Genomic DNA, 13,403 nt, shown 5'->3' with positions numbered 1-13,403 from the left:
TGGGGAGATAATCGAGTGGTGCAGCAACAGGCGACCCGCTCGCGGCGACCCGCCGGCGAGACTCGAGCACTCATGCTCGAGGTCGCCGTCGAGCGCGTCCACGCCGAGGGCCTGCTGCTGGACTACGCGAACATCGAGCTGGAAGACCTGATCCGCGTCGCCGGCGTCCCCCGGTCCACCGTCTTCCGTATCTGGCCCGACCGCGCCGCCTTCGTCGCCGACCTTGTGCGCGCGCTGTTCGAGGCCGACCCGAACTTCGGAACCGGGTTCGACCAGCCGACGCTGTCTCTTCTCGACCAGCTCATCGGAGCGAACGCGGATGCGATGCGCACGGCCGAAGGACGCGAGATCGCCCTCCGGGATGCGGTCCGCGCCACGGTCGCCCACAACATGGTCGCCGTCGAGACCACGGCGGCGTGGCGCGTCTACCGCACGATGTCAGCGGCGCTGGCGAGCGGCGACGCCGTGCCGGGCGGCGAGAACATCCGCGCGCAGCTCGCCGAGATCGTCGATCGGTACGTGGATCGCATGGCTGTCATCTACCGGGAGCTGAATTCCGTCTTCGGCCTGCGCATGCGCAACGGCCTCAGCGAGCGCGACCTCGCCGTCGCGATCGTCGCCGTCATCGACGGAATGGGCGACCACCGGCGCATCAGCCCCGCTCTCATCGGCGGCTCACACGAGGTGGCGCTCGGCCCGGAGGGACCCCGGGAGTGGCACCTCGCCGCGCTCGCCGTCTACGGCGTGTACACGGCCTTCACCGAGAGCGTTCCGGCCTAGGTGCCGGGCGTGCTCCAGTTCAGCGACTCGATGTAGCGCAGCAGCACGCCTTCCCGCAGCGCCCACGGCGACACCTCGAGCTCTTCGACGTCCATCGCCTTCATCGCCTCGTGCAGCACCACCGCTCCCGCGACGATCTGGAAGGTGCGGTCGGCGGTGATGCCGGGCAGCTCCTGCCGGGCGGAGGCCGGAAGCCGCGCGAGGCGCGGAATCCACGAGCCCAGCGCGGCGCGGGGCAGCAGCATCCGCTCGATTCCCGACCAACCCGGAACCGGATAGCCCACGAGCTTGGCCAGGGACCGGATCGCCTTCGACGACCCCACGACGTGATCGGGGCGCGGCAGCGTGCCGAATGTGTCGACGACCGGCGCCAGCGTCGAGCGGGTGTGTGCCCGCAACCGCTCGACCGCCGCCTCGCCGGGTGGGTCGTCGGGAAGGAACTGGATCGTCATTCGGCCGGCGCCGAGGGGGACGGATGCCGCGGCGTCGGGCAGCTCGTCGGCTCCGGCCGCGAGCTCGAGCGACCCGCCGCCGATGTCGAAGAGCAGGATCTGCCCGGCGGCCCACCCGAACCAGCGGCGCACCGCGAGGAACGTGTAGCGCGCCTCGGTCTCACCGCCCAGCACCTGCAGCGGCTGCCCGAGTGCCTCTTCGATCCGGGCGATGACGTCGGGGCCGTTCGCGGCTTCGCGCACCGCCGAGGTCGCCGTCGCAAGAAGCTCGTCGACGTTCTCGGCGGTCGCCACCGCCCGGGCCTCGGTCACCGCGTTCACGAGGGCCGTCACGCCCTCCTCGGTGATCGCCCCGTCGGCGTCGAGGTACCGCATCAGACGAAGGACGGTGCGCTGCGTCGTGGTGGCGAGGGGGCGACCGCCCGGCCGCACGTCCGCGACGAGGAGATGGACGGTGTTCGAGCCGATGTCGAGGACTCCGAGGCGCACCGGATCAGCGTAGCGGGGCGGTCGGCCCCGAGCCGTCGCAAGCGGCCGCCCGTCGCGGTCGTAGACGGCCGGACGCGACGGCTCGAGCGCGGGATGCGCGCGCTCCGGATCGGCGCCGCGGTACCGGACAACCCGCCGCGTCCTGCCGATGTGCCACCTGGAGTTACACGCCCGAAACACCACGTCGGGGCCCGACGAAACAGCACGCCCATAGCGTCGGAGCGCTTCGCACGGCGGAGCCACGTGTCACGCAATCGCCTCCAGGAGGTCCGGTGCAATCACCACCGAGCAGCACCCGAAAAGTCAGAGCGCCGTACGCGATCATGGGCGGGGCGGCCGTCGCCGCTGCCGCGATCGTGGCCGGATTCATCGCCATCCCCGCGGTCAGCGGAGCCAGCGCGCCGGAGGCTTCGGCCTCCGACGAGGTCGCCGTCGTCACCGACAAGCCGGCCCTCGGCGCGGCCCGCGACCCGCTGAGCCCGGACGAGCTCAGCTACGCGCTGCACCTCGCCACTACCGACGCCAGCGTGCCCGAGGATGTCACCTCGGTCGACGGCTCCGACGCGCCGCAGGTGCTGTCGATCGACGTCACCACGCGCGACGTCGACGTGGCCGACCGCATCGTCGACGTCGTCCTCTACGACTACTCCTCGAACCAGACTCTCGTGCAGGCCGTGAACCTCAGCGGCGGCACGGTCGAGAGCTCGTCGAAGCAGGGCGTGCAGCCGCCGCCCAGTGCCGACGAGATCGACTACGCCTTCGCGGTCTTCCTCGAGAGCACGGATGCCTCGGCCGCCGTGCGCACCGAATTCCAGTCGATCACCGGCGACGAGCTCACCTCGATCGACCAGCTCGGCGTCAGCGGCGGGGCGTTCGTGCCCGACGCCAGCTCGATCGGCGGCGAGGCCTGCGCGATCGACCGCTGCGTGGAGATGCAGTTCCGCATCCCCGGCGGCGGCTACCTCGACACGACCGGATTCGTCGTCGACCTGTCCACCCGCGCCGTGATCGGCATCCGATGAGAGGCATCGCACCCGTGAAGAAGCTCACCCGCACGATCGCGCTCGCCGCGGCGGCCCTCGCGGTCGCCGCCGGGATCGCCGTCGTCCCCGCCACGGCGGCCACCGCCGCGCCGCCGCCCATCAACTGCTCGGGCGATGCGCTGATCGAGAAGTCGTTCGACAACGGCACCTCGTGGCAGATGTGCTGGCGCGTCGACAGCAAGAAGGGCCTCGTGCTCGAGCAGGTCGGCGTGAGAGCACCCGGCGAGTCGGCGTACCGCCGCGTGCTCGACTCGGTCTACCTCGGGCAGCTCCACGTGCCCTACGACACCGGCAAGAACGTGTGGAACGACATCACGTCGTACGGATTCGGCAACCAGTACCTGCAGAAGCTCAGCGCGGCCGAATGCGGCTCGGGCGAGCTGAAGGACGTCGCCCAGACCTGGACCACCACGCGCGGCGGCTCGACCACGACGTGGATGCGCACCATCCCGGCGCTGTGCATCACCGACACCACGAGCCCTATGGCGTACCGGTCGCACGAGCAGTCGTGGGGGTCCATCGAGGACGCGCCGCTGTTCACCACCGAGGCGCAGGGCTTCAGCCTGCAGATCATCTCGAAGGTCGACTGGTACGAGTACGCGACGAAGATCGAATTCACCGATGAGGGCGGCATCGCCTTCGACCTCGGGGCGACCGGCGACATCTCGTACGAGGACTTCGACGCCGACGCCACCACGGGATGGCCGGTCGGTACCGGCGACACCGCCTTCGCGGCATCCCACTGGCACAACGCGATCTGGCGCCTCGACTTCGGGCTGGACGGCCAGGACCAGATGGCGGTCGAACAGTACGACTCGGTGCTCGGCGAGGAGGGGGAGCGCACGAACCTCATGCACACCACTCCGACGACGGTCGCGAGCCCAGCGAACCTCGCCCCGGTGAACGACCTGACGTGGTGGCGCGTCGCCGCGCCGAACAGCACCAACGCCGACGGGCACGAGCGGTCGTACGAGTTCGTGTTCCCCGGATCGCAGCTGTACCAGGGCGACGCCGTGACGCAGCCGCTGCTGACCTTCACGAATTACAACGCCTGCCAGGAGTACGCGACGAACAACCTCAACCCGGCGTGCGCCGAGAAGAACGTCGTCGAGTACGTCGCCTCGGCGGCCGGGCAGTCTCTCACCGATCCTGTCGCCTGGGTGAACAGCGGCTTCCACCATGTGGTGCGCGACGAGGACCAGAGCCCGATGCAGACGCACTGGCAGACGTTCTCGATCATGCCGCGCGACTGGACGAGCCAGTCGATGGGAACCCCTGCGGGCCGATCCTGCATCAACGGCGACCCCGGCGGCGAGATCCACACCGACGAGTCGCCGTGCGAGGTCGTCGAGCCGACGCCTGAGCCGACGCCCGAGCCGACCGAGACCGCGACGCCGACACCCGAGCCGACCGAGACGGCGACTCCCACGCCGGAGCCGACCGACGGTGCGACCCCCGGCACGGGCGGCGGCTCGGGGGAGGGCCAGGACGAGGCGGCACGCATCTCGCTGTCGGACACGACGCTGGCGCCGGGTGAGAAGTTCGAGCTGAGCGGCTCGGGTTTCGCGGCCGGTGAGAAGGTGGCCGTCACGCTCCACTCCGACCCGCTGAAGGTCGGAACGCTGGAAGCGGATGACGCCGGCGTGATCAGCGGTGAGCTGACGCTGCCGTCCGGAGCCGAGCCCGGTGCCCACGAGGTCGTCGCCGTGGGCGCGGACTCGGGGGCGACAGCATCCGTCGACGTCACCGTCACAGCCAGCGGCGCGCTCGCCGTCACCGGCGGAGTGATCGCCGGCGGCGCAGGACTGGTCGGACTCGCCCTGCTCGTGATCGGCGCCGTGCTCGTGCTGCGCCGTCGCCGCCTGCGCGTCGAGCCGCTCGAGGCCGCCGTCTCGTAGTCCCCGCCCGGGCCGGCTCCTGGTCGCTGGTCCTGTCGAATCGCCACTCGACAGGACCAGCGGCCGAGTCAGGCTCCCGGCCCCGCCCAGGCCCCTCGCACTCGTTCCGGAGGAATCATGCGTCGTCCGTTCGCTACCGCCGTCTCACTCGCAGCCTTCCTCGTCACCGGAGCGCTCGCCGTGGGGGTGCAGCTCTCGCCCAGCGCGACGGCGACCGAGTCGCCCCCGGCGCCCGACGGGGCGGGTGCGGTCTTCGCGGCCGCGCAACAGGAGGAGCCGGTCGACGATGTGCCGAATGAGGCCGACATGGGCTTCGCGGCGATGATGATCCCGCATCACCAGCAGGCGATCGAGCTGTCGCAGATCCTCGCGGGAACGCCGGGGATCGGGGATGCCTCGACAAGCCTGGCCGTGGCGATCGAGCGCGACCAGGCTGCGGAGGTCGCCCAGATGCAGGCGTGGATCGACGCGTGGCACCAGGTCGGGATCCTCGACCACGACCACAGCGGCACGATGTCGGGCATGGCCACGCCGGAGCAGATCGCGGAGCTTCGAGACTTGAGCGGACCCGAGGCCGAGAAGCGGTTCCTCGAACTGATGATCTTCCACCACGAGGGCGCGCTCGACATGGCCCGCACCGCGATGGCAGCTGGACACAACAGCTTCATCCGAGCCCTCGCGAAGCATGTCGCCGCTGAACAGCAGCGTGAGATCGAGGCGATGACCGCGCGGCTCGGGACGCTGTGAACCGGCGTGCCGCACGCCGGATCGGTCTGGTTGCCGCCGCGGTGACGGTCGTCGCGGTCGTCGCCGTGCTCGCCGGCGGAACGCGCGTGTACCGCGTCGCCTCCGACTCGATGGGCCCGGCTATCGCCGTCGGCGACCTCGTGGTCGGGGCCGTCTCGGACGGGAGCGATCTGGAACGCGGCGACGTCGTCGTCTTCGCCGATCCTGGCGACTGGGCCGAGACGAGCGCGCGGCTGGCGGGATCCGACGCGGTGGCGCCGGTCTTCGTCAAGCGCGTGCTCGGGCTCCCCGGCGATCGAGTGGCCTGCTGCGATCCTGGCGGCGAGCTCACTGTCAACGGCGCCCGCGTCGTGAACGACGTCCGGGCCGACCCCGCCGGGCTCGCGAGCGTGCTCGCCTTCGACGTCTCCGTGCCTGCCGGTGCCATGTTCGTGCTCGGCGACAACCGCCGGGCGTCGATCGACTCGCGCTATCTCGGCCCGGTCCCGCTCGAGGCGATCCTCGCGGTCGAGCGGTTCGTCGTACCCCTGCCCTGACGAACCGGCGCGATCGCGCGTCCGACCCCCGCACGGGCCGGCGCAGCCCTGCGCACGCGAGGCGGGTGGGCTTCATGCCTCGAAGAGCGCGACCTCAGCCTCTCGCACGAGAACGTCCGCAGCGGTGCGCAGGCGCCCGACGTGCGCGCGCGCCAGCGCGAGGTCGCCCGTGGCTGTGGCGAGGGCGAGCGCACCGCGCAGCCGCCCGTCGGCCGATCTCAGCGGCACGGCCACGCAGGCACGCCGATGATCGGCCGGCTCCGCGTGCAGAGCGAAGTCATTCTCGGCGCACTCGGCCGCGATACGGCGGTGCTCGGATGCGGTGATCCCTGACGAGCGCGCCGAGGCGATGACCTCGGCGACGGCATCCTGATCCTCGTGGTCACCGAGCGGCGGAGCGAAGCCGGCCAGCAGCAGTCGCCCGATCGCGGTCGAGGCCAGCTGGCGCCGCGTCCGCTCGATCGACACGAGCGGCTGCCGGGGATCTTCGTCCACGATGACGACGCGCCCGCGCTGATATCGCACGAGATGGACCGCCTCGCCGGTCTCGGCGCGCAGCGCGCCGAGCACGTCCGGGGTCGGCGCCGGCCGGGTCGGGGCGACGAGATGGGCAAGCTCGACGACTCGAACTCCCAGTACGAAGCCGTCGAGATCGGGATGCCGCAGCAGATACTCCTCGCTCACGAGCGAGTTGATGAGGCGATAGGCGCTGGTCCGCGGCATCCCGAGGGCACGCGCGATGCCGTTCGCCGACAGTGTGGGGCCCGACCTGGCGACCTCTTCCAGCACCGCCAGCGCCTGTCCGACCCCCGTGCCGAGCGCACTCATGCGCCGTGAGGCCTCTCGCCCTGCGCCCCCAGGGCGTCGGCCGCCACGGGAGTGTCGTAGGCGCCCGGGCGGGCCCGGGGGAGCGCGCCACGCCGCAGGGCGAGGGCATACCCGGCGACGACGGCGGCAAGGACCGCGGCGATCACCAGAAGGGCCACGCGCGTCCTGCCCTCGGTGCCGACGATCTCGGTAGCCGTCAGTGCGGCGAGCGCGAGCGTCCCGAGCATGGCCGGCCACGCCTCGCGCAGACTGAACTCCTTCACCCGCACCAGGTACGTCACCGCGGCGGCGCAGACGATCAGGTACGCGACGATGAAGCCGACGCTCGTTCCCAACCCGATCACCTCGTCGAGCAGCGAGCCGCCGCCCGCCCAGGTCTGCACGACGGTTCCGCCGGCGAGAATCAGTCCCACAGCGATCGCGGCGCGGTGCGGCGTCGAGAAGCGTCGTGAGGTGCGACCGAGCCACTCCGGCAGGACGCGCTCGCGCGCCATCGTGAAAACCAGGCGCACGAGGGCATTGGTGCAGGCGAGGGTGCAGGCGATCCACGATGCCGCGACCACGGCGTCGACAGCCGGACCGATCCACGCGGCATCCAGCGACGCTGCTTCCGCCAGGAGCGAGGAGGTACGTCCGAGGCTGCCATCGGCCCGAGCCGACAGCTGCGCAGCGACGCCGAAGAGATACACGATCGCGACGGCGACGACCGTCCACACCAGCGCGCGGGGCACGCTCGCGAGGGGGCGACGGCTCTCCGGACCGAGCGCAGCGCCGCTCTCGAACCCCACGAACGAGACGAGGGCCACTCCCGCCGCCGCCGCGAACGACGACAGCGCCGGAGGGGAGGACGGGTCGGGGATCAGAGGCTCAAGATCCCACCCGGTGCTCGCGAAGACGACGACCGAGATCACCAGGATCGCCGCGACCGCGACGATCTCGATCACGAGCATGATGCGCGTCGAGACGCGGGCGCCGCAGACGATGAGGCCGACCAGCCCGATCGTGCAGACGAGGATGAGGGCGAACACGCCGAGATCCGGCATCCGATCGCCCCCAGTAGCGGCGGGCACGAAAAGCGTGGTGAGCCGGCGCACACCGCTGCGGAGCGTGTCGATCGCGACGGTGGCATACCCGAGGGCGATGGCCGCACCGGCGAGCATGCCGATAACCGGCCCGAGGCCTCGCGTGACGAAGGTGTACAGGCCGCCAGCCGCGGACAGTCGCCGCGCGAACACGGAGATCGACAGCGCTACGAGCACGACGACGCACGCGGTGAGGGCGAGCGCGATGAAGGCGAACGAGCCGGCATGAGCGGCGAGGCCGCCGCTCGAGGTCAGCAGAACGCCTGCGGGAGCGACGGCCGCCACCGATTGGGCGACGAGATCGACGGTGCGGACAGAGCCGCGCCGCAGGCCCCTCAGCGGAGACGTCTCAGCGAGGATCGACGACGGACGGTGCTCCAGGATCGCCTGTCCGAGGGCGCTTGCCGCGCCGGGTGCGCGCGGTGGTGTCTGCGGGCTGCCTGCGCTCATGGTGCCTCCGGTGGTGCTCGGAAGGAAGATTACGAGCCGCCTGTTGCGCGGTGCGGTCGTCCGTGTTTCGCGCGCGTATCCCCAGGCGGCACAGCCGAGAGACGGGGCCGGCATCCGCAGCGGATACGATGGGCGCGATGTCCGTCGATGAAGCGACCGCAGCCGTGCCCGCTGCCGCACCCGTTCTCTCGCTCTATCGCGAGATCGACCGAGCGGACTGGGCGCGCCTCGCTGCCGGGCTGACGCAGCCGCTCACCGAGACCGAGATCGTTCAGATCCGCGGACTCGGCGATCGGCTCGACATGGCCGAAGTCGCGCAGGTGTACGTGCCGCTGTCGAGGCTGCTGTCGCTGTACGCCGAGTCGACGAAGCGCCTCGGCGGCGAGACCGATGCATTCCTCGGCGAGCCCGATTCGACCACGCCGTTCATCGTCGGAGTCGCCGGTTCGGTCGCGGTGGGCAAGTCGACGATCGCCCGCCTGCTGCGCGAGCTCACGAGCCGATGGCCCGGGACGCCCCGCGTCGAACTGGTGACGACGGACGGCTTCCTCTACCCGAACGCCGAGCTCGAGCGGCGGGGCCTCATGGAGCGCAAGGGCTTCCCCGAGTCGTACGACCGCCGCGCCTTGGTGTCGTTCCTCACCGAGGTCAAGAGCGGCGCCGCCGAGGTGCGCGCACCGTTCTACTCGCACATGAAGTACGACATCGTGCCCGACGCGGCGATCACCGTGCGGCGGCCCGACATCGTCATCGTCGAGGGCCTCAACGTGCTGCAGCCGCCGCCGACGCCGAACGACGTCGCCGTCAGCGACCTCTTCGACTTCTCGATCTACGTCGACGCGGACGCCGCGCACATCCAGCAGTGGTACGTCGAGCGCTTCCTCGCCCTGCGCCGTGCCGCGTTCAGCAATCCCAACTCGTTCTTCAAGGTCTTCGCCGATCTGACCGACGACGAGGCCGTCGCGCGAGCGCTGCAGTTCTGGAACACCATCAACCTTCCCAACCTCGAAGAGAACGTGCTGCCCACGCGCCACCGCGCGAGCCTCGTCCTGCAGAAATCCGCCGATCACACGGTCGAGACAGTGCTGCTCCGCAAGCTCTGACGGGTTCCGGATGCCGCGGAGCGCGGTGCGACGCGCCCGGCCGCCAACAGTTGCGGGCGGGATGCCTGAGTCGAGGTGCGAGCGGCCCGCGGCTGCAGAGAAGAGGCGGAGCGCGATCCCATATGCTTCGCGGGCTATGTACTGCCGAGAACGCAATCGGACGACCTGCGGGGTGTGCTGGTCACGCTGATTCTCGAGTGCGTGCACCCTTCGGAGTGCGAACCATAGTCAACCGCAACAAGCGTTGTCCACCCTGCAAGGCCGATCAATGGCAAACCTGAGAAATCTGCGTGTTCGGCTTGCAGGGAACTATCAGGTTTGCGCTAGTTTGGGGCGCGTTGGCCTCGGCCAGCTCGTGTCGCCCGTCGGAGGGGCGCGGCGAATAACTAGATAAACAAGCGCCTTGGGGGGTTGCTTTGCAACGCGAACGCGATGTCGCACGTGTGAGAAGAACGCTGCGGTTCAAAGACCGGCAGAGTCTGATTCTGAAAGCAGGGGCCGCGGTCACAGTGACCGCGCTGGCCATGTTCGGAGGGGTGACGGCGGCGCACGCCGGCCCCGGCGACTCGTCGAACGCGACGGGGACGTTCCTGGGTGGGTCGATTCTCGATCTGATCGACCTCGATGCGGTTGCCGACATCGAGGGTGCTGCGGCATCGAACGATGGCACGCCGCCGACGGTCACGGACTTCAACAACCTCGATCTGACGGCGCTGTCGTTGGTCAATGTCACGAGCCCCGGCGGCATACAGATTCCGATCAACTTCGCCGAACTTGGAGTCGTGGGCCAGTACGCGAGCGCGGGTCCCAACGGCGACTCGATGGGCGCATCGGGGCTTGTCGGCGCGGGCGGTGTTGTCGGGACCGGCGGTCCCCCTCCTGGCCCACTGAGCGTGGACCTTACCGCCGCCGTCGACTCTCTCGCCGGCCCGGTTGCAGCGAACCTCGTTAGCGAGCTCGCCGCCGTCGACCTCACCTTGGAGGTCGTGAGCGCTACCGCCACACAGGCTGCTCCCGCTGGCCCAGTTGGCCACTACGAGATCGCGAGCGGTGTTCTGACCATCGAGAGCGCGACCGTTGACGCTCTGAGTGATGCGCTGACCGCCGCGGTCGGGGGCGTGCAGACTGACCTCGACGCTGTCGGCGGGCAGCTCAATGATGCGGTCGAAGGCTTGCTCGGTCTTCTTGCGCCACTGGCTCAAGCCAATCTCACCGTGGGGACCACGAGCCTGACTGAGGCGATCGCTGACCTCCTTTCCGAGCCGCTGACAGACCCGCTCTACCCCGGGGTCACCATCGACCTCGGCGAGGGTCTGATCATCATCGACCTCGACGAGATCCAGCCGCTGAACGGCCAGGCTCCGAATACTGAGATCCTCAGCGAGGCGACGATCCTGGAGATTCAGGGCTCGGTCTTCGCTCTCATCGACGGCCTGCTGGACGACGCGGTGGACGAACTCACCGCTGCGATCGAGGGCTTGACTGTCACTGGCGCCGTGACGACGGTGCTCGGCAACCTGGTGACCGTCAACACGACCGTCGGCGCCCTTCTTGATGGCGACACCAGCGGCATTGCGCTTGCCGGTGTCGCGCTGAATCTTCCGGACGGACTGGAAGCCGTCGTCGCCGCGCTGGCGTCTCCGCTGCAGGATGTCATCGACTCCGTCAACGCCATCGCGACGACGCTGATCGCACCGATCAACTCACTCGTCCTCCCCGCGCTCGGCGAGATCCTCCCGCTCGTCGCGAGCATCACGGTGAACAACCAGTCGACTTCGGGCGGTGTTTTCTCCGAGACAGCACTGCGGTTGACGGTGCTGCCGACGCTCGACGCCGTGACGGTGGACCTCGCGAACGCGACCGTGGGACCGAACGTCAACGTCACGGCCGGCGTCGACATCACGTCGCCCGCTGAGGGCGCCGAGATCACGGCTGAGGATCCTTCCGAGACAGCCGATGTGCCTGTTTCGGGCACGGGTGAGTCAGGCGCGTCGGTCACGGTCGCGATCGAAGGTCAGCCTTCGCAGACAACCTCGGTCACACCAGAAGGCACCTGGCTGGTGACGTTCACCGGCTTGCCGGTCGGCGACTACACCGCCACTGCCACGCAGACACCCGGCGGCAGCACCGACACGGTGAACTTCTCCGTCGTCGAGGCCGTCACCGCGGTCGACATCACGGCGCCGGCGGAGGGCGCGTCCATCCCGGTCGCCGAGGACGAGAGCACGACGGACGTCGTCGTCTCGGGTCTCGGCGAGGCCGGCGAGACGGTCGAGGTGACCATCGAGGGCGAGGAGTCGCAGACGGCCACGGTCCAGGACGACAACACCTGGACGACGACCTTCCCGGGCCTCGCTGTCGGTGAGTACACGGCGACGGCGACGCAGTCGGGCGATGACAGCGAAGACACCGTGACGTTCTCGGTCGTCGAGACCATCACTGACGTCGACATCACCGCACCCGTGGACGGCTCGACGATCACCGTTGCCGAGGGACCCGCCGACGTCATCGTCTCGGGCACCGGCGACCCCGGCGAGTCCGTCGAGGTGACGATCCCTGGCCAGACGCCGCAGACCGCCACCGTCACGCCGGAAGGCACGTGGACGACGACCTTCCCGGCTCTGCCTCTCGGGACGTACACGGCGACGGCGACGCAGACCCCCGGTGGCAGCACCGACACGGTGACCTTCACCGTTGCGGAGTCGTTCGTTCCGGTCGTGATCGCAGCACCGACAGACGGAGCTGAGCTCACGGTCCCTGAAGCGGACGACACCCGCGAGGTCGTCGTGTCAGGAACCGGCGACCCGGGCTCGACCGTCAACCTCGCCCTCACCGGCCAGGACGTCCGCCCGCTCACCGTGGGCACGGATGGCACGTGGACGACGACCTACCCGGCTCTTCCGGTCGGTGAGTATCTCGCCACCGCCGTGCAGACGTCGGACAACACCAGTGACAGCATCGAATTCTCCATCGTGGAGGAGATCACCGATGTCGCCATCACGGCGCCCTCCGAGGGTGCCGAGCTGACCGTTCCGGAAACCGGCGACGTTCGGGATGTTGTTGTGGCCGGTACGGGCGACCCGGGTGAGTCCGTGGAACTGACCCTCACCGGTCAGCCCGCCCGGACCGTCACGGTCGATGAGGATGGGATCTGGACGACGACCTACGAAGGCCTCGGCACGGGCGCGTATACCGTGACCGCGACGCAGCCCGCGGATGGCAGCACCGACAACTCGACCTTCTCGATCGTCGAGGAGATCGACGACGTCACCATCACTGACCCGACCGACGGTGAAGTCATCGTCGCGCCGGACCCGGATGGGACCATCGACGTCACTGTGACGGGCGAGGGCGACCCCGGCTCGTCGGTCGTCGTCACTGTTACAGGCGAGGAGCCGCAGACCGTCGAGGTCACGCCCGAGGGTACGTGGACCGCGACGTTCGACGATCTGACGCCGGGCGAGTACACCGCCACCGCAACGCAGACGCCGGGTGGCAGCACGGCGGAGGTCGACTTCACCGTCGTCGACGAGGTCACGGATGTCGTGATCACCGACCCGACCGAGGGCGAGGAGTTCACCGTTCCGACCGCGGACGGCACCTACGACCTCACCGTCACCGGTGAGGGCGAAGAGAATGCCCAGGTCGTCGTCACCATCGGCGATGAAGAGCAGACCGTGACGGTCTCGCCCGAGGGCACCTGGACGGCAACGTTCGAGGACCTGCCCGTCGGCGACTACACCGTGACCGCCACGCAGGAGGAAGGTGACGGCAGCACCGACTCGGTGAACTTCTCCGTCGTCTCCGAGGGCGTGGTCGATGCGACCGACGTCACCGACGCTGACGCGACAGATGCGGATGCTGACGCGACCGACGCCGACGCGACGGATGCCGACGCGACTGACGCTGACGCAGACGCCGACACGGACGCTGACGCGACAGACGCTGACGCCGACGCGACGGATGCTGACGCCGACACGGATGCTGACGCGACA

Annotated in this window: 10 protein-coding genes; 7 read left to right on the top strand and 3 right to left on the bottom strand. The window is 69.6% G+C overall.

The features are described from left to right. The first annotated feature begins 18 nt into the window (after positions 1–18). Positions 19–780 carry a hypothetical protein gene (locus WYM_RS16800; RefSeq protein ID WP_237739446.1) on the top strand — a complete coding sequence of 254 codons (762 nt, stop codon included), beginning with the start codon at positions 19–21 and terminating at the stop codon, positions 778–780. Here WYM_RS16800 and WYM_RS16795 read toward each other — a convergent pair. Continuing rightward, positions 777–1,721 (bottom strand): Ppx/GppA phosphatase family protein, encoded by a 945-nt coding sequence (locus tag WYM_RS16795; protein WP_019182010.1) that lies wholly within the window; start codon positions 1,719–1,721, stop codon positions 777–779. The two genes, WYM_RS16800 and WYM_RS16795, sit on opposite strands and share 4 nt — an antisense overlap. 272 nt (positions 1,722–1,993) lie before the next feature. Between WYM_RS16795 and WYM_RS16790 the strand changes: the two genes are divergently transcribed. From WYM_RS16790 to lepB, 4 genes are all read left to right on the top strand, one after another. Continuing rightward, on the top strand, positions 1,994–2,743 hold the full coding sequence (locus tag WYM_RS16790; protein WP_157525312.1) for a hypothetical protein: 750 nt from the start codon (positions 1,994–1,996) through the stop codon (positions 2,741–2,743). Further along, on the top strand, positions 2,740–4,662 hold the full coding sequence (locus WYM_RS20645; protein WP_019182008.1) for a hypothetical protein: 1,923 nt from the start codon (positions 2,740–2,742) through the stop codon (positions 4,660–4,662). Before WYM_RS16790 ends, WYM_RS20645 begins: the two co-directional genes overlap by 4 nt. Before the next feature lie 117 nt (positions 4,663–4,779). Beyond that, entirely contained in the window at positions 4,780–5,409 is a 630-nt protein-coding gene (locus WYM_RS16780) for a DUF305 domain-containing protein (RefSeq protein ID WP_019182007.1), read from the top strand. Continuing rightward, positions 5,406–5,945 carry a signal peptidase I gene (lepB, locus tag WYM_RS20640; RefSeq protein WP_019182006.1) on the top strand — a complete coding sequence of 180 codons (540 nt, stop codon included), beginning with the start codon at positions 5,406–5,408 and terminating at the stop codon, positions 5,943–5,945. Before WYM_RS16780 ends, lepB begins: the two co-directional genes overlap by 4 nt. Before the next feature lie 72 nt (positions 5,946–6,017). Here the strand turns inward: lepB and WYM_RS21250 are convergent, their stop codons facing one another. Beyond that, entirely contained in the window at positions 6,018–6,773 is a 756-nt protein-coding gene (locus WYM_RS21250; protein ID WP_019182005.1) for an IclR family transcriptional regulator, read from the bottom strand. Next, a complete protein-coding gene (locus tag WYM_RS16765) occupies positions 6,770–8,305 on the bottom strand; it encodes an APC family permease (RefSeq protein WP_019182004.1) in 1,536 nt (511 codons plus the stop codon). The genes WYM_RS21250 and WYM_RS16765 overlap by 4 nt, the downstream gene beginning before the upstream one ends. A gap of 137 nt (positions 8,306–8,442) precedes the next feature. Here WYM_RS16765 and coaA point away from each other — a divergent pair, with 137 nt between their 5' ends. Beyond that, a complete protein-coding gene (coaA, locus tag WYM_RS16760; protein WP_040569464.1) occupies positions 8,443–9,408 on the top strand; it encodes a type I pantothenate kinase in 966 nt (321 codons plus the stop codon). A gap of 509 nt (positions 9,409–9,917) precedes the next feature. Beyond that, on the top strand, positions 9,918–13,403 hold a 3,486-nt coding region (locus WYM_RS16755; RefSeq protein ID WP_019182002.1), incomplete at its 3' end, for a choice-of-anchor G family protein.

Source organism: Microbacterium yannicii PS01, assembly GCF_000304335.1.
Taxonomy (GTDB): domain Bacteria; phylum Actinomycetota; class Actinomycetes; order Actinomycetales; family Microbacteriaceae; genus Microbacterium; species Microbacterium yannicii_A.
This window is presented reverse-complemented; position numbering and strand designations above follow the sequence as displayed.

Coding starts and splice junctions, on each gene's coding strand:
- WYM_RS16780 (WP_019182007.1), top strand. CDS start 4,780: ATGCGTCGTCCGTTCGCTACCGCCGTCTCACTCGCAGCCTTCCTCGTC.
- WYM_RS16765 (WP_019182004.1), bottom strand. CDS start 8,305: ATGAGCGCAGGCAGCCCGCAGACACCACCGCGCGCACCCGGCGCGGCA.
- WYM_RS21250 (WP_019182005.1), bottom strand. CDS start 6,773: ATGAGTGCGCTCGGCACGGGGGTCGGACAGGCGCTGGCGGTGCTGGAA.
- coaA (WP_040569464.1), top strand. CDS start 8,443: ATGTCCGTCGATGAAGCGACCGCAGCCGTGCCCGCTGCCGCACCCGTT.
- WYM_RS20645 (WP_019182008.1), top strand. CDS start 2,740: ATGAGAGGCATCGCACCCGTGAAGAAGCTCACCCGCACGATCGCGCTC.